Origin of the sequence: Sphingobacterium sp. JUb56 (assembly GCF_014191365.1) — a bacterium.
Lineage (GTDB): Bacteria > Bacteroidota > Bacteroidia > Sphingobacteriales > Sphingobacteriaceae > Sphingobacterium > Sphingobacterium anhuiense.
In genome coordinates this window covers 2,591,951-2,611,588 of the sequence record NZ_JACHWL010000001.1, presented here as the reverse complement: position 1 = coordinate 2,611,588, position 19,638 = coordinate 2,591,951, and the positions used below count along the sequence as shown (strand labels likewise).

Genomic DNA, 19,638 nt, shown 5'->3' with positions numbered 1-19,638 from the left:
AGGGGGGGAACTTTTAACTACCCCCTTTTACTATAAATATGATTTACATATTAGAATTTTGATGGTTGTGACGTATTCTAGGTAATCTTTATAAAAGATCAATAGAAATTTCAGAAAAAAATCCATCAATTCTGTGCATGTTAGATATTGAAATTATCTCTATTGTCCGCTTCTAATGAAATGTGCTCATTCTCATATACGCTCGTATCACTTTTGATAAATTCCAACAATGACTCTATTTCTTTTTCTGCAGAATCCCACCATTTTGTTGACCATATTCGATGAAATTCGAATCCGAAGTTTTCCAATTGTTGTTGCCTGAAAATATCCCAGGCATAAGCTTCGGGACTATTATGATACTTTGCACCATCGCATTCAATAGCAATCTTCCTACCGTTTGCAGTTTCTGGATGTATAACTATATCAATTCTAAATCCACCGACTTTAAATTGTTGTTCCACTCTTTTAGGATCTATATGAGCAATCAATCTTGAATAAACCTCATCTTCAAAAGGAGACTCAGAACCTAAGATAGAATCTGAGTGGTCATAATGTTGATCGGTACAATATTGGCTCAATAAATTTAAAATGCTCAATCGTTGATCTTCGTTATTTTCACTAACAGACTTAGCATATGCGAGATATGCATAGAGAACGCCGCGCCCCTTATTGCCTTTATGTTGGATTAACTGAGGATACTGCGTAATATAATTCTCAGAGAAGGAACAGCATATATAAACTTTTACTTTGGCACGTGTAATAATTACATTGAGCATCCTATGACCCTTGCCCTGAATTATTGGGCCAAAGTTTTGTGAAAATGTGCCATTAGGCTTGTTCCCAAAAGTTGTTGATATAATGATAATATCTCGTTCATCTCCTTGTATGTTTTCTAGGTTTTTAACAAAAAAACTATTCCCCAAAGCACCAATTAAATTATCAAAATCCGGTGATACTCTTCTCTCGGCTCCAATTTCTTCCAATATAAGATTTCTTTGATATAGGTTGAAAGTGGCTACACCTACGGAGGGATAGCTTCCGTCAGAATTTGCGAAAATATTATTTTTTAAAATTGAAATAACTGATAAAGCCTCACTACGGTTTGTAGAATTCTCATAAATTCCATTAATCTGTCGGAATTCAATTGGAATATATTCTTTTTTTGCAGGCACAGGAATGAGTCTTTTACCATAAAATGCATGATTACTGAAATCAATTAGATAAGGGTGTTGGGATCGATAATGAACAGTCAAATATGATTCTTTGAAATTTTTATCGACGGCATATGCCAGAAGAGATTCGCTATCTGCTAGTGAAAGATCAGATCTATTGCCTGCATTAATAATATCAATATCATCTTCATTTTCAATCTCATCTTCTATAGGATCTAATAATGCACCACTACCTTCAAAATATGATGAAGGCGCCATTTGATGCTTATCTCCAGATACAATTTTTGCTTTCCCCCTCACAAGTGCCGCATAGGTGTCTTCAAGTCTTAATTGACTCGCTTCATCGAAAATTACAAGATCAAATATTCCTTCTTCTAATGGAATAATAGAGCTACACACAGAAGGATTAAGCAGAACCACCGGAAAGAAATCTGTAAACAGCTCGAACTCATTTTTGACTATCGTGCGTAATGAGTTTCTTCTCATCCCCTTAGCGCCCTTTTTATTAAATAAACTATTTATTCCTTGTCCCTTCGACTTTAACATCTTAACAGCAGAGTTTTGACGATCACACCATTTGGAGATAATGTTGTTAAGCTGGCTTCCATCAAATTCTACTTTTGAACTTTTATATAATTGGATTTCATAATCACTTTTTGGTAATTGTTGTGGTTCATTTTGAGTTAGGATCCAAAATAGATACCAACATTCAAAGCGTTCTTCCCAAGATCCTTCAGTTTTACTTATCATGGTGTCGAATAGATCTTGCTCTCTTTTTTCACAACTAAGGTAAAAGCTTTTCCAATCAAAAAATGAACGGAAATGTTGAATATTTTCGCCGAGTGAATTTGCAAAATCAGACAAAATGCTTAAACAATTTCTTGCAAACTCAAGACTTTTACCTGATTGATAGGGATTGTGGCATATATCAATATTTTGCTGTTTTGTAATTGATAATATAGAAGAATTTAATGTATCATATTGTTTCGTTAATTCTTGATGATCAATACGATTTTTTTCAAATACAGACAGATGCTCTCCAAGTTTTAAAATTATTCCCGGAATATCATTTATCAAATTATTGATTTCTTCGATGGAAATATTATTCTCAATGAGATCTTTAGTAACTAAATTTGAAGTTAAATATTCGTATGTATTTAAGATTTTAAATATACTAGACTTTATTACCATACATTCCGGGTGAAAATTTGTTTTGCTAATCTCATCTAGGTAATTTTTAATTTCAGCAGGTGTATTCTCATACCATTGATTTAATTTTTGATTCAAAGCCCTAATATTATCGGGGAAGATATTTAAATCCGATGATTCAATCTGGTCATTATACTCATGGCTGATATAATTCTTACTTTGCTGTATTGTCCTAATATCTGCAATTCTACTTACTACTTCAACTCTTGCACCTTTCAGTAATTTATGTTTTTTTGAGAACACTGAAAGAAGGTTAGTTTTTAATTTTGCAAATACGCTATTAGATAGAAAGGAGTCCCCATGTTTAGATAAATACTTATCTATAAAATTCAAGTATGATTTAATTTCCGAATTTAAGCTTTGGTGATATTCGTTAAAATAATTTTTAAGTTGATTTGAATAGGTGATCTTTAATTGCTCAGCTTCCTCCGACAATTTTTGTAAATTAATTATAGTTTCCTTTATCTCCTTTTCTAAGGGAAACTCTTGTGGAAAGTAAGAAACTGATAGATTTGTACCAATAATATAATCAATATGTGGCGATAACTCGTCATAGATATACTTAGGAAGTTCTTCATATAACCTATTGGCCGTACCTTCTCCTAACTTCTGTCGGTTATCGATTGTTATTTGAATTTCAGCGGAACTATTTTTTAAACTTAAAACCAGATCTTCTAATATTACTCTAGCTTCACCAAAAGTGGTTTGACTGAAAATATTTTCATTCAGTAATTTAAATACTTCACAATAGGCTGCTGCTGATAGATATAAATTGTTGGCTTTACCTAAACAGCTTAGGAGTGTTTTTAGTTCGTCAGTGTCCTTACTCAATTTAAAGTTATCTTTTTCAAGGTCATACCGCAATGGTATGTCAATAAATTTCTTTCTTAAAGCAAGAAATCGACCGACTAATTGGCTCCAGTTTCGGTTATCATAAATAGAAGTGAAAAGTGCAAGATGTTGACTATTGATAGATTCTGTAACTGTATTTAGTTTTTCTCTATAGGATCTATAGTGAGATGCCACTTGAGAAGCATTATAAAGATTCGGTTTGTTATTTTGACGTTCACGTACAGAATCTATTATTGCCTCCCTGTCCTCATTGACATCATCAATAACAGCTACTAGCTGCGCCATTTCTTCATTAGTTCTTTCAATATTGCGTTTTATAACATCTAAAGCAGTCTTTTTTTCGCAAACAACTAGACATTTTAAGCCGTTTGCTAGTGCATTAGTAACTAAAGCTGTAAGTGATTGACTCTTACCGGTTCCTGGAGGCCCCTGAATAATTTGATTATTCTCTAAAGCTAATGTGCTAATAATGGCCTGTTGGGTAGGATCAGTGTTCACTGCACTAAATGGAGTATCAGAAAGGCTTTCAACTTTTAAATTATCAAAGTCGAATTCTTCAAAGCGGTCGAGTAACTTAGTTATATCAGTTATGATGCTTTCTTTTTGGGCGCGAAATAATCCGAAGACTCCTCCAAAATGAATATAGGCTTTGCTGTTTGCTATTGTATCTACTGAAGCGGAATCTGGCAATGCATTTATTGGTTCCAAGAATTTCTGTTCTAACACTAATAAATGTTGATGTTCAAGTCCAGAATTAAGAGAGCTCAATACAGAGGCACATGCACTTAGAAGTTCGGCTTGATCAACGAGCATATCATCCATAATTTCTGGATTCAGACCAGGTAAAAGGATATCATCCTCTCCTTTAATAAAGGATAATAATACCTCGTTTATATTTACTCCGTGAATATCTGTTTCGGCAAGTTTCCCATTTGGTAACAATACTTTATTTCGGAAAAGTGTCCATTCGTTTACCTTATTTTTGGATTTGACAGCGTCAAGAGGCCATATGAACAAAGGAGCCTTAATAATTTTTGAAGGGTCTTTAGAAGAACGGCGTATTAATATCGGATAACCAAATCCTAATGTTTTAGTCCCATGTTCTTTAAAATAATCCTCGTTCTCAATGATGATCGAATTAAGACGTTTAGAAATTAAACCAAGTTTTTTTTGTTCAATCTGATCGTATTTATTTAGATCAAGAGAATCGAACGATATTCCAAATTCAAAACTAGATTTATTTAACAAAATTTGAAGAAACTTTTGGGATAAACCTTCATCAATAAGGTCCAGCTGTTTTAAATCTAACCGTGTTGCAAATCTTCCCGGTAAGGCATTAAGATGTATAGAACGGGAATTGCCTCCTTTAAGTTTACTTTGTAGCGCTTGAAGAAAAATTTTTGACGACATGCTGAAGGTTTTTATATTATTACTAATATACATCTATTGTGTTTTAAATCAAACTGATAATATTGTTAGCTTTAATGTTAATGGATGTATTGTATTGAATAATGACTTTTCCTAGTTTGGTTTATAGTTTGTTTTAAGACATTTATTATAATATTATGAAAAAATACAGATTGAAAATTTAAACTCTCTGTAAATGGGCTAGAAAAAAACATAATATTCGCGCCAAAAGCATGAGATGTACGTTTTGAATTCAAAATGGAAATACCAATCTCGATAATTCAGAAGATAAATTTTTCTAACATAAAAAATTATGGACAGCTGAGATAGAATACCTTTTTCATGGTTATCCGACCGATGATTACTATGACAAATCGATAAGTCACATTTACAGGTAAAATTCAATTCTTATATTGCTTGGATCATTTAACCAGATCTTTTCTTTTTTACTTGATGTATCGATATGAATACCGCTGTTTTGAATGTTATTAATTGTCAAAACTTTTTCAACCTCCTGCAATTCCTCTAAATTTCTTAGTCCAAATGCAAGATGTTCAAGTCCGATGTTTGAAGGGCTAAATGTCTTTACAGCCTGATTTTCTTGTTCTTTCTGTGTGAAAATCAACACGGTTTGCCCAACTTGATACATGGCAGTATCTGCATTTGAATAAAGCGATGGACCAAATATTTTAGTATAAAAGTGTTCAGTTTCATTTAAATCCAAAATCGTAAAAACAATGTGATGTATTGTTATGCTATCTTTTAAATTAGGATGTATCATGATATTATATTTAGGGGTTTAATTTTGCTATGTTTTACATTGAACTTCTCACTGTCGCCAGCAGATCGTGCGGATATCCCAATGATATAGCACTTAATCTATCTAATGTTGCAAGATGTTGTTCGGTTAAGCGTATGTTAGTTGCCTTTAAGCTGTCTTCAAAATGCGAAATTTTACGCGCGCCAATCAAAGGGAAAGTATCTTTTGATAAAACCCAGGCAAACGCAACCTGGCCGGGTGTTGCATCTACTTCTTTTGAAATTAAAATCAGTTCATCAATTATTGCTTTTGTTTTTTCATCTTCTTTATAATTGGAATCTTGTCCCATGGTGATACGTCCCGATTCTCCGGTTCTATATTTTCCAGTTAGCAAACCACCTGCCATTGGCGAATACATCATAATTCCCAATCCAAATTCCTGTGCCATAGGAATTAATTCGCGGTCAGCTGTTCGTTGCAACAGGTTATATTCGATTTGGAGTGCGGTTAATTTTGTCGAGCTTCCAATAGCTGCGGCTTTCCAGGCAGGGAAATTGGTTAAGCCGGTGTATAAAATTTTCCCTTCTTTTTCGAGATCTTCTAAACCTCTTACAATTTCATCTAATGGCGTTACTCCATCATCAAAATGTGGCATGTAAATATCAATATAATCCGTTTTCAATCGCTTTAGGCTTGCTTCTACAGCTTGCTTCATCGATTTACGATGATTCCCATAATTGCTTATTGCAGGCTTCATTTCACTACTTTTTGTGTATTTTGAACAGACAATAAAATTATTTCGCTGACCTTTCAAAAATTCGCCTACTATTTCTTCTGCTTCACCAAATTGATAAAGATCAGAAATATCAATAAAATTGCCTCCCGCTTCTTGATATGCCGCAAGTATTTTTTTCGATTCATCGGGACTTGCTCCATATCCTTTACGAGTACCAAAATTTGCAGCTCCCAAAATAATCTCACTAGCGTATAAACCTGTTTTTGAACCAAATAATTTATATTTCATCATCATTCTTTTTTTTCAAAAATAAAGGCATTAAGCAACTCAGTCAAGTACGGATAAATTTGTCCGTATCATTATTATTATATTTGTTTGAAAAATGATTTGCTATGTATGAAAGAAAAATACCTGTTACAGTAGAATGTGGGCTTCATTTATTTATGGAGGTTATAAACGGAAAGTGGAAAATTAGCTTGATCTGGAGTATTTATAACGGTATTATTCGACCGAGTGATCTACAAAGAAAAATACCGAATGCATCAAGGAGAGTCTTGGAAAATCAATTAAATCAACTTGTGCACCACGGTATTCTAACGAAGAAAATCTATGATGTAAAACCTCCTAAAGTTGAATATGGTTTAACTAAATTGGGCGAGTCATTAATTCCTATAATAAAATCCACCGCAAAATGGGGTGAAGACAATAGAGAAGAGTTGGAAAAAGCAATTACTTAAGCAATAGATTTGCTGAAATCACCAACATTGCTACTGACCAATAAATTGCTCGAAAAACTAATATCCAATAAATCTACAGACTTACTCATCATCATTTTCACGATAACAATGATTTTTATTGTTGCATATTTAGTTGCAACTTTAATGATGAAAACAAGCTGATAAATGCTTTAAGCATGGGTGATGATAAATTATCCTTCCGATAGATCAATACGGTTTTTACAGCACCGATCTCTGGAGGTAGAGAAAATGTTTTAATTTTTCGTTCATGATAAAATGTCGATATGATATCTTGGGGCAAGAAACTAAAGCCTATTCCGGATTCTATGAAATTGACAACTCCTTCTATGGAATGCATTACTGTTTTATGATAATTAGTAATATCATGCGTTATCAACCAGTTTTCTAAGCGTGCTCTGAAGAAACACCCCTCATCAAAAACAATTGCCTTAAGCTGCGGCTGCTCCAGTAATTCATCCAAACTCTTAAACTTTAAAGGTGTTACAGCGACAATACGTTCATCCATAATATGGATATGTTCCAGTTCTTCGTTATAAACAGGCGCGGGGACAAATACCGCATCCAATCTGTAATTCAGCACATCATTAATCAGCTTATCACGCATAGCTGAAGTTAGATCAAGATCAACCAACGGAAATTTATCGGCCATTTCAGTGACAAGCCCTGGGCCTTTAAGGGCCATCGTAGTTTCTGTAAACCCTACTTTGAGCTGCCCCTTAATCATGTCACTTTTTCCAATGGATAATTTGGCTTCCTCGATTAAATTAGTGATCTGTCTGGAGTAATGCAGCAACGTTTTTCCTGCAGCTGTTAGTTCAACCTTTCTGGAAGTTCTCAAAAATAACGTTGCGCCGAATTCCTCTTCCAGATTTTTGATTCTTGCTGTCACATTCGATTGAACGGTACACATCGCTTCCGCTGCTTTGGTAAAATTACCATGAAAAGCTACCGCTGCAAATAAATTCAGATCATTAATATTCATAAATCATAAATTATGATAGTTGTTATAACTATAAATCGTTTTTAACAATCAAATATAGGATATAAATTTGTCCTATGATAAATAATATCAATACGATTATATGGGCCGTCACAATTCTATCGGCTTTAATACCAAATTCTTATATGATGGCACAGTCAAACAACAGCTTAGTAAACCACACAGAAAATGTGGAGCGTCAAATTTATTACCGTAAAGTGAATGCGGGAGGGCGCGAGATCTTTTATCGTGAATCTGGTCCGTTGGAAGCTCCTGTTATCCTTCTTCTTCACGGATATCCTACTTCATCGCATATGTTTCGGAATCTGATTCCGATATTAAATGAAAAGTATCACGTGATTGCGCCAGATCTTACCGGATTTGGCTTTTCAGAGTCACCGGATAGAAGCGAATTTAAGTATACGTTTGATAACCTTGCTAGCGTGATGCAGGGGTTTATTGATGAACTGAAACTAAAAAGGTTTGCTATTTATGTATTTGATTACGGTGCACCTACAGGATACCGTCTTATGTTGGCAAATCCTGAGAAGATTACAGGATTTATCTCACAGAATGGTAATGCCTATGCAGAGGGACTTGGCTCAGCTTGGGATGCTGTTAAGAAGTATTGGGCAAGTAATGCTGTGGAAGATAGAAATGCGTTACGTGGGTTTGTTAAAGAGCAGGAATTAAGGTTTCAATATTTTACGGGTGTTATAGACCCTGAACTCATTGCTCCGGAAACGTTTACACTTGACCAATATTTCCTAGACCGTCCGGAATCGGATGAAAAACAACTCGATTTAATCGGGGATTATAAAAATAACGTAGACCTGTATCCGAAGTTTCACGAGTATTTTAGAAAATACTTGCCTAAAGCTCTTATTGTCTGGGGAAATAAAGATCCGTACTTTTTACCTGCAGGTGCTGAAGCGTATAAGAAAGATATTCCAGATGCTACTGTCAAGTTTTATGATACAGGACACTTTGCATTGGAAACGCACGTTAGGGAAATTGGGAATGACATTCTGAATTTCATGGAAACGCTTCCACATTAAATATGAGAGGAGACAAGGAGACAATTAATATTCCAAATCTGACCGAACGTAGTCATTTAATAAAGCTCAAATGGCCGTTCGGTTTTTCCCTTTACCTCAGTTTCAATATTTCTGAACTGCAAAATTATCTCATTATGGAAAGTACCTTTTTTACTAATCTTTAGATGCTTAATTAAATAAAGCTCTAAATTCTAATGGAGAAACATTGGTTTTTTGTTTGAATAGTTTATTGAACGATTGAGAATGCTCGAAACCAAGTTCAAAGGCTATTTCGCTTACCGATGAATCGGTTGTGGAAAGCTTTTCTTTTGCCTTTTCGATAAGTTTATAATGGATGTATTGTTTCGCATTTTGACCAATGAGCGAACGTAATAGATCACTTAAATAACCTGGGGAAATATTGAGCTTCTCTGAAATGTACTGTACAGAAGGTATACCCAGCTCAATAGCTCTTTCATTATTAAAATAATCATCTAATATCGCTTCTGTTTTATGGAGAATATCCTTGTTGGTTGTTTTTCGGGTAATGAACTGTCTTTTATAGAAACGATTAGCGTAATTCATTAACAAGTCTATTTGTGATAGTATTACTTCTTGACTGAATTCATCAATCCTTTCGTTCAATTCCTCCTGTATAATGTAAAATACCGAAAGAAGAATGTCCTTTTCTTTTTCTGAGAGGTGTAAGGCTTCATTATTCGTATAGGAAAAGAAGCCATACTGCTTTATTTTTTTTGCTAGAGGATGACCCAGGAAATAGTCTGGATGAATGAACAATACGAACCACTCGGCACTCCCATTGTATTCCGTTGATCCTACGACTTGATTGGGTGCCAGAAACATCATACTACCTTCGTTGAAATCGTAATAATCTTGTCCGTATCTTAATCTCCCTTTATTATTTAAGACAAACGTAATCTTGTAAAAATCCAATATACCTAAAGATGTCAACTGATTTTCATCCGCATTACTTTCTTTTTCTATGTGGGTAAGGCTTATCAAAGGATGTTTGGGTTTGGGCAAACCACAGGCATCATGAATTTCATTTATGGACTGTAATCGATTTATATTTTTCCCGTTTTTCATTTTATGAATTTACAAATAAAAAGACCAGGAGATATTTTTCACCCAGTCTTTTTTTGGTCAAAATTGAAGGTTACCAAGGATAAACTTCTTGATTTGGTCCCGTAAACTGTCCGGTAACTCCACTTTCATCAAGTGCAACTCGAATAGGTTCTTTTGCTCCTTCTTCCACCGTATCTGTTCCCTGGAAATTATTCAGTGCCGTAGCTGTGTAACTTGGACTGACCGCATTAACTTTAATATTGTAATTCTCAAGTTCAATTGCAAAAGCAACCGTTACTGCATTTAATGCAGTTTTTGATGCTCCATATACGACATCAAAACCAAATCTGTAAGGAAATTCAGGATTCAAGTTTAAGGTAAGCGATCCCATTCCGCTGGAAACATTTACAATGCGGGCTTGTTCAGCATTTTTTAATAATGGAATGAAGGCCTGAATTACTGCGACAACTCCAAATACATTGGTCTCCCAGACAGTACGTGTCTCATCTAGAGAAGCAATACTTGGTCTGTTACTTGCCACTACTTCCTCAACTGTTCTACCTGGTTTACCTGCATGTGAAATTCCCGCATTATTAACCAATAAGTCGAGTTTTCCAAATTGTTTTTGGATTTTTTCGAAAGCAGCAGATATGGTCTTTTGTTTGGTAACATCCAATTCGACTGCTATAGCATTGTTGCCGAGCTGTGATGCTGCATTTATTCCATTCTCTAGGTTTCTAGCTCCTACAAAAACGGTGTAATTGTTTTCGATTAAAGCTTTAGCTATTTGGAATCCTACACCTGTATTGGCACCTGTAACGAGTGCTACTCTTTTTTTATTTGTCGGCATCATTTTATTTTTAAAATTTAATACCTCAAAGTTCCTCATCCCTAAGTTGTCGTTTGTGTCCAAAACGAGAATTGTTGTAATCAAATTGAGAATGACGTATCATTTTAAATGATAAGATTTGCAATGAATTTTTTGAAGGAACCTTATTGTGCATCGCCATTACCTGATACATTTTTACATCCATTATGTTGATCCTTTAAATTTACTCGTGAACATTAAAATTTAAAATAATATAGGAATAAGGCGTTTAAGAGGACTTACAAAGATAGTAGCATTGGAAGGGCAATGAATATTAACATTAAAAGAGCAAAATAATACTTTAAAAATTTTGCATCTATGGAGCAAATGTATTAAACTTGTACTGTAATTAAAATTATCACAGTATGAATAATGTTCAGTTTGCAACAGCCATCCATATATTAGCAATGTTGGCTATTCAGAAAAGTAGTTTGTCTTCAGCAAAGATAGCTGAGAGTATTCAAGTAGATTCGGCTATAGTCCGAAAGTCTCTACGATTATTAGGCGCTAAAGGTTTGGTTGTTACTAAAGAAGGGAAAGGAGGAGGGACGCTATTAGCAAAACCTGCGAAAGACATTATGCTCTCTGATGTTTATTTGGCAATTACAGATAACTCAACATCATTATTAGGTAGACTAAACCATCCTGATCCAAATTGTTTTACAGGACGACAAATAAATCTGCATATCACAAATTTGTACAATTTTGCAGAAAATAAACTAATAAAAGCTCTCGGTGAAACGAATTTGGAAGCTTTCATAAAACAATTTGAATAACCGTTTCAAGCATGTTTTGTTTACTAAAACTGAAATTAAAGGATAGTTTTTAGTGGTCATGAAAACAGAAAATTTAAATAAATATAATACTATGATGAAGTCAACATTAAAATTACGTCGGCTGGGATGGGCAGGTGTAGAAATAGCGTTTGGAAACGAGACACTATTGATAGACTACATTCAGGATACAAAACCATTGGTACAGCTTAGAAGTGAGCATGAGGTTTTCCTAGCTTCCTCACAACCGGGAAAAGCAAGTGCAGCATTAGTTACGCACTTACACCCGGATCATGCAGATCCTGAAGCAATCGCTCTTGCGGTTAAGAAAAATGCTCCTGTTTTGAGGCCTGAACCAGCAAAAGGAACAGAAGCAGATCTTGCGTTAACAAATTACGTTGAAAATAAATTTTCCCAATATGATCTGGATATAGAATTTGTTAAGCCTTGGGAGGAACGCGTTATCGGATCTTTTAAGATATGGTCAACTCCTGCAGTTTGCGGCTTTGGAGATCCTCAAGTGAGCTGGGTGATCGAATGCGGCGGAAAGAAAATATTTCATTCAGGTGATAGTATTTTTCATGGTTCTTGGTGGCGCATTGCCAATCATTTCGGACCAATTGATGTCGCATTTCTTCCTGTTAACGGACCCATCATTGACTTCCATTTATTACAACCTTCCAGCTCTTTGGAGGCTGTTATGACACCCGAGCAAGCAGTAGAAGCTGCTAAAATTCTTCAAGCTAGATTATTTGTTCCTATTCATTATGGCTCGCTACATAGGCCACCGGATTATGTGGAAACGGAAAATATTCTGGCGCGTCTTGAAAGCAAGTCTAAAGAAACAAACACATTACTTTCAATAAAACAGCCGGGAGACTGGTTCGAATTAGATTGATTTGAAAGGTCAGGATATGATGATTTTGATTTAAAGAAGCTGAAGATTGAATGAGAGCATGTTTTGCTTTTAAACGTTAAAATTTGTGTGTTGGCCTTATCTAGCGGTATTAAGAGATAAATAAGGAGAGCCTGGATTTCTTTTGTGAAATTGTCCAAAATCAAAACGATGAAACTTAAGCTTTTACTTCATCTATCGTTTATGATGGAAACGATACAAGCTCAGACGATTAATTTTTAAACAAAAAAACAGTTAGAAATGGATATTAAAACGGTATTACTAACCGCTAATAAAGCGATTACGGAGGGAAAATATGCTTATTTTTTACTTTATTGCACAGATCATATAAAATGGGATTTTGTTGGAGACAGAATATTGGAAGGAAAGTCTGCGATATTGCAATACATGGAAGAAACTTATTTAGAACCGCCTATTTTCAATATCGAAAGGTTGAATGTAAGTGGAGTGTTCCTCACAGTTACAGGTGAAATCACCTTAAAGAATAAGAATGGAGGCTATGATGAATACTACTATTGCGATAACTGGGAATTTGAGGATGGAAAAATGGCGAATTTGAAAGCCTATGTTATAAAAAAAGAGATTCCGTCCTCGCCAGAGACGACAAATGAAAAGTAAAGAAGAAATCTTTTAATTGCAATCTACAACTATGCTCTTGGTTTCATGCCCATTGGAGCGATCTTTAAAGTCAAAAGGGCCTAATTTTCATTAGACCCTTTATCTTGACGTTTTGATGTACAGTAATTTTTTTATGTTTCTTATCGTTTCCTCTTTTTTGTTTCGTCATCCAAAAGTTTTGGGTGCATTTGGATTTTCTACTGTACTACGTCGATTTATTTTCTGCTTTATAAAAAGCAGGTTTGCTATAGTTTTCAATAATAAAACAACTGTCCCATAAAAAGGTTCATGAAAAAAAATTTTTTTAATGCTTTTTATGCAATAATGGTTTTAGTTTATTTGTTTTTCGCAATTCTAAATCCGAGGTCGTCAATTTTAAATTTTGACGGATGACTTCTTCTACGTGTCGTTGCCATTACGCTTCTTTCTGTATCATAGAAACCTCCACCTCGAAATATACGATAGGAACCATATACCTCGGTATCGTATAGATCGGAGCACCATTCCCACACATTGCCTAACATATCGTAAAGCCCCCAAGGGTTTGGGGCCTTTTGTCCTACATTTTGAGTTTTATGATCCGAATTGTTTTTATACCATGCAATTGATTCTAAGTCACCATATCGAACTCCGGTTGTTCCTGCTTTACAAGCATACTCCCATTCTGCTTCTGTTGGCAAACGAAATCCGGTTGCTGTTACATCATAAGTTATTTCTTCATTTTCAGCGTTAATTTTATAATAAGGGGCTAACTGATTTTGAGAAGAGAGTGTGTTGCAAAAAATTACAGCGTCTTTGAAGGTCACGGTTTCCACTGGAAGGGAACTTCCGATATAAGTACTTGGGTTGTGATGGATGACTTGGACATAAAGATCTTGGGTTACAGGAAACTTGAGCAGCAAAAATGGTTGAATGCTTACCGTCCACTTCTCTTTTGTTCTGTCGTCGCGTAACGTAATTTTTCCACCGGGTATTTCTACCATCTGCTCCAGAAAATTTGATTTCATTATCATATTACTTAAATTCAATCGCACCTTGATTTTCTTATCGCTTTAGAGGTCGAACTTACAAAATTAATCTGTTTCAAGCTGTATGTGCCCAAAAATAGTACTTTCAGGATATGCATTAAAACTTACTCAGAAGAATTGATTTCTTTAATTAATTTACCTTCGTTATTCAGGATTTTAAACAGAGGATTTCCCAGACTGTCAACCGATATGATGATACGTGGTTTTTCATCTGGACCATTAATGACTAAACCTGAATTTCCATTGTCAGTCATTAAATTAATTCTATTTGTATTACCACCAATTTTACCAGACAGATCCTTATCATTGATGACAATACCTGATTTATAGTGATTGTTTTTATTACTTTGCTGCGTTAAAATGCCAATAGCATCCGCATTGTCATAGTCAAAAGCTAAAGCGTAAGTATTGGTTTCCGGATTTTTTGAAATCGCTAATCCTCCACATTCATCTCCTTTTTCATTATAAAATATGATACCTGCAGGATTCAGCGCGCGTTTGTACTTTTTTCCGAATAAAATCGGTGGCTCCATCCTTTCTTGGTTGGAAATAATCATCCTATTTACACCTTTATCATCAACGATATTGATCCGTTTGACTGTAATCTCATCAAACTTTTGATGTAATGTATTGAACGAGTAAAAAAGCATTAGAAAAGCAATCGTTACTATTCCTGCATAAAATCCGACGATTAACTGAGTTGTTTTTTTCATCTTAAATTGAATTTCGTTTTTGGTTATTTTTAGTTATCCTTAATAATTGATCTATTTTCCAGCCTAGGCTGTGTGCACAACATGGAGGCCGACAAAACAAAGAACGAAAATTGCAGTAGTGTATAATTGTAAAATATCATTTTTTATAACTGACAGATTAGAATAAGCGTAGGGAGCACCATGGCGAGTTCGTAAGGGAGAGGGGGCATATCCATTTTAATGGAACAGGAGGGGAAGTGGAGTGGCTACCAATCAAGATATATTAATCTTGATGAAGTAAAGTACGGATTAGAGATTATAAAAAGGATGATGGTTTTTTGCCCGTAATGGCTTTAAAATCTTTTATAAAGTGAGACTGGTCATAGTATCCTGCATTTAACCCGATTGCAGTTAAAGTGGTTTTCTTGTGATCATTTTCGAATAAATTTCTAAATCTCACGATGTTTGAAAACTGTTTTGGTGAAGTGCCAACTTGTTTTCTGAATTTTTTTTCAAATGAGTCTCTACTAATCTGCAGTTGACCTAATAGTTTTTTGATCGGAATAGAACCCTGGGAGTCAATAATTTCACGGATTGCTTCTTTAATAATGCCATCCGTATGGGCACACAATAATTCCACAAGCAGAAACCTTTCTATTTTTTCGACCATCGGTTCGTATTCATTTTTTTTAGATAAAATTTTATTTAAGCAGGAAATTTGAGGCCGGTTAAAAAACTCATCAAAAGGTATAAATGTCTCAAAAAACTCATTTATGGGGGTATTAATCAATGCGGATGCCATCCCGGGATTAAAGATAATGACAAATAAAGTGGTGCACTTTGAGAATTCAAAATGGAGTGAGGTACGGGCGATCCCAAAAGCGAAAGCTTTGGGTAAACTGATCACCTCCTGATTTTTTTGCTTCATATTGACTGCACCATTCAAAATATAGTTCATTGATACTGATGTACTGGGAAGCGTTTCTAAATTTACTAAATCAGAAGTTTCCACTATCATAAACTCTTTGACATACTCTTGAAGAAATGGGTCTGGAGTAAATCTATATTCCTTTATTTTATTAAAGTGCTCTTGTTCAAAAAAAGCTATATTTTTCTTTCCCATTTTAAGTATAGTTGTACACGTAATCCATTTGTTTATCTACATAAATGTTTTTTGTTTTGATCCAAATTCAACAATTATCTTAAAAAATCAAAATATTTATTTCTAAATATATCTGATTTTTTGGGTTTAAATTATTTGTATATTAACTTTAGGTGGAGATTTTCTGTGTAATGTTTTTCGAAAATATTGTAAACGTTGTTGATAATGACGTCCAACTTAAATAGATCGAAGAGCAGGTTTCGGAAATTGAAGACGGATTTGTTTCTTGAGTAATCTGGAAGCGGCATTTACAAGGGAACGAACAACTGCCGTGTCGGAGTTAAGAGTAAATTTATTCATTAAACTATTTTTGTTAAATCAATCTTTATAAACTGCATCGCTTATAAAAAAACTGTAAGTAATAACAAAATTCTAAATAACTACTGTATTGTTTCCTGTTCTGCTGATGCTTTATTCAGCGCCCCATCCAGTGCATTTAGCAACATTTGTAATGATGGTTGTAGTTCCTCTTTAGGAATGACTAGTGGCTTTTCTGCTAACTTTTTAGGAAATGAGATTTTATTTTTAAATTCGGGAAGCAAATAGTTTAGTTTAGCTTCATCAAAATCATTAATATCCATAAATTTCCAAGCAGAACTTGCGTTTTCTTTTATAGCCATTAAATTGGTGATACCAATAACCATATTATCTTTGCCAGGCATACGCATTATAATGATCTGAGGAATGAATTTATAATTGATAGATCCTAATTTAGCTACATTTAATTTATTATAATTAATAACACTGTCCAACTTTGCAATATCTGTCGTTTGAGTGGAAAAACTCTGTTTTAACAGCTTTATAGCTTTTTCTTTACCTCCCATAGCTTTTACTAATCGGGGTGATGTGTACTTTATAAGTTCAGCAGCATTCTGAGTCAAATTTGCTTTTACCATCTTTTCTAATGCGCTGTTTAATGCTGTATCTTCTTGTGCATAAATTTTCTCTGTGCCACTTAGCGCCAAAATTATAAGCAGGAGTATTACCTTGATTCCTTTCATATCCAAAAGTATTATAAAATATTCAGTATTTCAATGATGAGAATTCGATCAAGAATGGAATAGGGGCATGTTATGTGCTTTCGCTAAAATCTTCTGTAAATATTTAATAGCTTACTATTAGTGTGGTTTCCTGACTTATAACTGATTTATACGGTATCGTCTTATTGTTGCAAAAACTTTTGCGGAAATAAAACTACTGTTTTAGGAAATTTAACATTTAATTATACTTATATTAGATGATTTTAATCACATTAAAGAAAGATTATTTTTCTATACTTTCGAATGAAGAACCTATAAATTATGATGTTGCACATGAAATTCAAACAAGCTTTAAACACAAAAATATCTTTTTTTATAATTATAGGCTTAATGATAGGTTGTGGTCAGACCCAAAATTATGTCCATGTCAAGAATAATTTATATGTATTACCGGCAGTAAAAGATAATTCAAAAGAAAGCGCACTTGAAAGTTTACTGATCGGTAATAAAAAAGGAAAACCTTTAATTGTTTTTCTGACAGGATCTGGAAACTATCCGTTAGTAGTTCATGCCAGCGATTCTAATTATTACTATCTTTTTGACCCGGGAATAGTTGCTGATACCTTGAAATATAATTATCTATTCGTTTCCAAACCCCATATTCCGGCAGTTTTAGAGATGAACAACATTGATCCAAATTCAAAATATTTTAATTTTAATAATGACAATGAGTTGTATGCTAAGTTTTCTAGAAAAAATACAATTGAATATTACAAAGAAAATTTACCTCAATTAATAAAAAATGCGAAAAGTCAGCTATCTCCAGATCAAGTCATACTAATGGGACATTCACAAGGAGCAAGAATTGTAGCTGAAATGGCAGGATCAAAAGTTATTGATAAGTTTGTTTATATGTCTGCCTCACCTATAGGGAGGTTGTTCTACGCTGACGTAGATTCAACAACATATAAATATATTTTAGAAGACAAGTTACAGAAATCCGAACTTGAGCAAAATTTTGACCAAGGAGATTCATACAAAACATGGAAATCATTTTCTTATTCTCCAATAGTTTCAATATCACAAACAAAGAAACCCTTTTTAATAATTTATGGAGAAGAAGATAAATCATGTATTCAATGCGACCTATTCTACTCCTTGAGCTGGAAAAATCCTAAAATTTTTGTCAAAAAATATCAGGGTTTGAATCACATCTTTTACGATTCAAACAAAAAATCTTATTGGTATAAGGTTTCCTCGGATTTAGATAGTTGGATTAAAAATAATTAATGATGAAATTTTCATTATTCAAACAATTCGACTCTATGGATTTTGGCCCTAAGTGTCTGGAAATCTTTTAAAGTATTCCTCGAATGTTCAGTTATAAGCGCATCTTATTACAGTGTATGTTTCCCTCACCAAGTTGAAATGAAGATTAAACTTGGTGAGGGAAATCTAGTTATGTATATTGATACTTTTTAATGTGTCAATATTTTATTTTAATAGATCTAAAAGCTGTATCACTACAAAATAAAGTGCAGCGATCAACGCTGTTTGACCGATCACTTTTAGATATTTATTCTTTGTGGTGTTATTACTTCTAAGGATATCTAAATTATTTAGAAAAGCTACGAGTGCAATTGCGACGAGGATACTTTTACCGTTAAAAATAAAAACCAAACAGAAGGGGAGTAGTGCAATTGCAAAATCGTACCACCTAAGTTTTTCTACTATGTTGTGCTGGATCTGATCGATTTCTAGGGCTTGGACAATACTCGGAAAGTCTTTTTTGGGATAAGCCTTTAAAACTTCTCCTGATTTAGTCGGAATTAAAAAAGGTTTTCCTTTTTCCGATGATCGCTCCATAGGTACATCGTCTTTGTATAACGATTGTTCGCCAAACCAAGTTGAATATTTCATTTCAAAGATTGACTCCGGAAAGTTGGGTAATGTAAATTGATATTTCATAGTTATTTATAATCAGTTTTGCTTCATGGTATATGCATAGATCACATTGTCCGCGTTATTTTCATCAATCACATCAGGCAATAGGATAAATCCATTCTTTTCTAGGAGTTGACGGGACTTTAGATTATCACGAACTGTCTTTGCCTCGATATGGTTGAGCTTTAAAGTAGAAATAGCATAGTTTAGGACCAGCTGTATTGCACTACTCATCAAACCTTTGCCCTGAAATTCAGGTAGCAGTGCATAGCCCAGCTCTGCGGAATTTTTTTCAATATTGATCCTCCATATTGTAATTGTACCCGCAAATTGTTGTGTGTCTCTCGTGTTGATCGTAAAATAATGAGTTGTATCCATCCGCTCTTCTATAAGTGATTGCACTTCTTCGAGGGATTGGTTTAGATCTCGTTTCATAAATTTATTGACCTCAGGGTCTGTCCGGAGTTTATGGATATTGATCGTATCAGTAATGTCTATATATTTCAATAAGACATTGTTCAATAGCATGTGATGACTGATATCCTTAACTTTTGTCCCTACATTTTTGTCATTCATATTTTTTAAAGTTTAGATCAAGGTTATTTCCTCTTTTCGGACTTCTTTTTCATTTATCAGTTCTTGTAAAGAATTCGTAACCCTC

At 34.2% G+C, this 19,638-nt stretch carries 19 protein-coding genes; 6 read left to right on the top strand and 13 right to left on the bottom strand.

Annotated features, from left to right (window positions below; genetic code table 11):
• Positions 1–140: 140 nt before the first annotated feature.
• The 3 genes from FHR29_RS10945 to FHR29_RS10935 form a co-directional block, all read right to left on the bottom strand.
• Positions 141–4,643: an AAA domain-containing protein gene (locus FHR29_RS10945; RefSeq protein WP_183914581.1), complete on the bottom strand. Its 4,503-nt coding sequence runs from the start codon at positions 4,641–4,643 to the stop codon at positions 141–143.
• A 385-nt stretch (positions 4,644–5,028) separates the two neighbouring features.
• Entirely contained in the window at positions 5,029–5,421 is a 393-nt protein-coding gene (locus tag FHR29_RS10940) for a VOC family protein (RefSeq protein ID WP_183914578.1), read from the bottom strand.
• A 34-nt stretch (positions 5,422–5,455) separates the two neighbouring features.
• Complete coding sequence (locus tag FHR29_RS10935) at positions 5,456–6,430, bottom strand: aldo/keto reductase (RefSeq protein WP_260292048.1); 975 nt, start codon at positions 6,428–6,430, stop codon at positions 5,456–5,458.
• Between the two features lie 98 nt (positions 6,431–6,528).
• Between FHR29_RS10935 and FHR29_RS10930 the strand changes: the two genes are divergently transcribed.
• Positions 6,529–6,873, top strand: coding sequence for a helix-turn-helix domain-containing protein (locus FHR29_RS10930; RefSeq protein ID WP_045754038.1), 345 nt, complete (start codon positions 6,529–6,531; stop codon positions 6,871–6,873).
• Positions 6,874–6,988: 115 nt separating this feature from the next.
• On the opposite strand, the gene FHR29_RS10925 is transcribed toward FHR29_RS10930, so the two are convergent.
• Positions 6,989–7,876 carry a LysR family transcriptional regulator gene (locus FHR29_RS10925; protein WP_183914577.1) on the bottom strand — a complete coding sequence of 296 codons (888 nt, stop codon included), beginning with the start codon at positions 7,874–7,876 and terminating at the stop codon, positions 6,989–6,991.
• Between the two features lie 74 nt (positions 7,877–7,950).
• Between FHR29_RS10925 and FHR29_RS10920 the strand changes: the two genes are divergently transcribed.
• Positions 7,951–8,931: an alpha/beta fold hydrolase gene (locus FHR29_RS10920; RefSeq protein ID WP_183914576.1), complete on the top strand. Its 981-nt coding sequence runs from the start codon at positions 7,951–7,953 to the stop codon at positions 8,929–8,931.
• A 168-nt stretch (positions 8,932–9,099) separates the two neighbouring features.
• Here FHR29_RS10920 and FHR29_RS10915 read toward each other — a convergent pair whose 3' ends face one another.
• Positions 9,100–10,017, bottom strand: coding sequence for an AraC family transcriptional regulator (locus FHR29_RS10915; protein WP_183914575.1), 918 nt, complete (start codon positions 10,015–10,017; stop codon positions 9,100–9,102).
• A 70-nt stretch (positions 10,018–10,087) separates the two neighbouring features.
• Complete coding sequence (locus FHR29_RS10910) at positions 10,088–10,885, bottom strand: SDR family NAD(P)-dependent oxidoreductase (protein ID WP_260292045.1); 798 nt, start codon at positions 10,883–10,885, stop codon at positions 10,088–10,090.
• Between the two features lie 344 nt (positions 10,886–11,229).
• On the opposite strand from FHR29_RS10910, the gene FHR29_RS10905 reads away from it, so the two are divergent.
• From FHR29_RS10905 to FHR29_RS10895, 3 genes are all read left to right on the top strand, one after another.
• Positions 11,230–11,640: an Rrf2 family transcriptional regulator gene (locus tag FHR29_RS10905; protein ID WP_183914572.1), complete on the top strand. Its 411-nt coding sequence runs from the start codon at positions 11,230–11,232 to the stop codon at positions 11,638–11,640.
• 91 nt (positions 11,641–11,731) lie between these two features.
• Entirely contained in the window at positions 11,732–12,535 is an 804-nt protein-coding gene (locus FHR29_RS10900) for an MBL fold metallo-hydrolase (protein ID WP_183914571.1), read from the top strand.
• A 258-nt stretch (positions 12,536–12,793) separates the two neighbouring features.
• Positions 12,794–13,171 (top strand): nuclear transport factor 2 family protein, encoded by a 378-nt coding sequence (locus tag FHR29_RS10895; protein ID WP_183914569.1) that lies wholly within the window; start codon positions 12,794–12,796, stop codon positions 13,169–13,171.
• A 335-nt stretch (positions 13,172–13,506) separates the two neighbouring features.
• Here the strand turns inward: FHR29_RS10895 and FHR29_RS10890 are convergent, their stop codons facing one another.
• The 5 genes from FHR29_RS10890 to FHR29_RS10875 all read right to left on the bottom strand — a co-directional run bounded on the left by FHR29_RS10890 (position 13,507) and on the right by FHR29_RS10875 (position 17,054).
• Entirely contained in the window at positions 13,507–14,178 is a 672-nt protein-coding gene (locus tag FHR29_RS10890; RefSeq protein ID WP_260292043.1) for a formylglycine-generating enzyme family protein, read from the bottom strand.
• A gap of 125 nt (positions 14,179–14,303) precedes the next feature.
• Positions 14,304–14,912 (bottom strand): hypothetical protein, encoded by a 609-nt coding sequence (locus tag FHR29_RS10885; protein WP_183914567.1) that lies wholly within the window; start codon positions 14,910–14,912, stop codon positions 14,304–14,306.
• A gap of 295 nt (positions 14,913–15,207) precedes the next feature.
• A complete protein-coding gene (locus tag FHR29_RS10880) occupies positions 15,208–16,014 on the bottom strand; it encodes an AraC family transcriptional regulator (protein WP_183914565.1) in 807 nt (268 codons plus the stop codon).
• 216 nt (positions 16,015–16,230) lie between these two features.
• Entirely contained in the window at positions 16,231–16,353 is a 123-nt protein-coding gene (locus FHR29_RS26645; RefSeq protein WP_260292041.1) for a hypothetical protein, read from the bottom strand.
• Between the two features lie 80 nt (positions 16,354–16,433).
• On the bottom strand, positions 16,434–17,054 hold the full coding sequence (locus tag FHR29_RS10875; RefSeq protein WP_183914563.1) for a hypothetical protein: 621 nt from the start codon (positions 17,052–17,054) through the stop codon (positions 16,434–16,436).
• Between the two features lie 312 nt (positions 17,055–17,366).
• Between FHR29_RS10875 and FHR29_RS10870 the strand changes: the two genes are divergently transcribed.
• Positions 17,367–18,323 (top strand): S9 family peptidase, encoded by a 957-nt coding sequence (locus tag FHR29_RS10870; RefSeq protein ID WP_183914561.1) that lies wholly within the window; start codon positions 17,367–17,369, stop codon positions 18,321–18,323.
• Positions 18,324–18,527: 204 nt separating this feature from the next.
• Here FHR29_RS10870 and FHR29_RS10865 read toward each other — a convergent pair whose 3' ends face one another.
• Both FHR29_RS10865 and FHR29_RS10860 read right to left on the bottom strand, forming a co-directional pair.
• Positions 18,528–19,001, bottom strand: a complete 474-nt coding sequence (locus FHR29_RS10865) for a hypothetical protein (protein ID WP_183914559.1) — start codon at positions 18,999–19,001, stop codon at positions 18,528–18,530.
• Between the two features lie 12 nt (positions 19,002–19,013).
• Positions 19,014–19,553, bottom strand: coding sequence for a GNAT family N-acetyltransferase (locus FHR29_RS10860; protein WP_183914557.1), 540 nt, complete (start codon positions 19,551–19,553; stop codon positions 19,014–19,016).
• Positions 19,554–19,638: the final 85 nt, after the last annotated feature.

Bases quoted from the DNA above. Each gene is read 5' to 3' on its own strand.
- FHR29_RS10930 (WP_045754038.1), top strand. From the start codon at position 6,529: ATGTATGAAAGAAAAATACCTGTTACAGTAGAATGTGGGCTTCATTTA.
- FHR29_RS10875 (WP_183914563.1), bottom strand. From the start codon at position 17,054: ATGAAAGGAATCAAGGTAATACTCCTGCTTATAATTTTGGCGCTAAGT.
- FHR29_RS10890 (WP_260292043.1), bottom strand. From the start codon at position 14,178: ATGAAATCAAATTTTCTGGAGCAGATGGTAGAAATACCCGGTGGAAAA.
- FHR29_RS26645 (WP_260292041.1), bottom strand. From the start codon at position 16,353: ATGAATAAATTTACTCTTAACTCCGACACGGCAGTTGTTCGTTCCCTT.
- FHR29_RS10940 (WP_183914578.1), bottom strand. From the start codon at position 5,421: ATGATACATCCTAATTTAAAAGATAGCATAACAATACATCACATTGTT.
- FHR29_RS10925 (WP_183914577.1), bottom strand. From the start codon at position 7,876: ATGAATATTAATGATCTGAATTTATTTGCAGCGGTAGCTTTTCATGGT.
- FHR29_RS10935 (WP_260292048.1), bottom strand. From the start codon at position 6,430: ATGATGATGAAATATAAATTATTTGGTTCAAAAACAGGTTTATACGCT.
- FHR29_RS10885 (WP_183914567.1), bottom strand. From the start codon at position 14,912: ATGAAAAAAACAACTCAGTTAATCGTCGGATTTTATGCAGGAATAGTA.
- FHR29_RS10915 (WP_183914575.1), bottom strand. From the start codon at position 10,017: ATGAAAAACGGGAAAAATATAAATCGATTACAGTCCATAAATGAAATT.
- FHR29_RS10880 (WP_183914565.1), bottom strand. From the start codon at position 16,014: ATGGGAAAGAAAAATATAGCTTTTTTTGAACAAGAGCACTTTAATAAA.
- FHR29_RS10905 (WP_183914572.1), top strand. From the start codon at position 11,230: ATGAATAATGTTCAGTTTGCAACAGCCATCCATATATTAGCAATGTTG.
- FHR29_RS10920 (WP_183914576.1), top strand. From the start codon at position 7,951: ATGATAAATAATATCAATACGATTATATGGGCCGTCACAATTCTATCG.
- FHR29_RS10860 (WP_183914557.1), bottom strand. From the start codon at position 19,553: ATGAATGACAAAAATGTAGGGACAAAAGTTAAGGATATCAGTCATCAC.
- FHR29_RS10865 (WP_183914559.1), bottom strand. From the start codon at position 19,001: ATGAAATATCAATTTACATTACCCAACTTTCCGGAGTCAATCTTTGAA.
- FHR29_RS10900 (WP_183914571.1), top strand. From the start codon at position 11,732: ATGATGAAGTCAACATTAAAATTACGTCGGCTGGGATGGGCAGGTGTA.
- FHR29_RS10945 (WP_183914581.1), bottom strand. From the start codon at position 4,643: ATGTCGTCAAAAATTTTTCTTCAAGCGCTACAAAGTAAACTTAAAGGA.
- FHR29_RS10910 (WP_260292045.1), bottom strand. From the start codon at position 10,885: ATGAGGAACTTTGAGGTATTAAATTTTAAAAATAAAATGATGCCGACA.
- FHR29_RS10870 (WP_183914561.1), top strand. From the start codon at position 17,367: ATGAAATTCAAACAAGCTTTAAACACAAAAATATCTTTTTTTATAATT.
- FHR29_RS10895 (WP_183914569.1), top strand. From the start codon at position 12,794: ATGGATATTAAAACGGTATTACTAACCGCTAATAAAGCGATTACGGAG.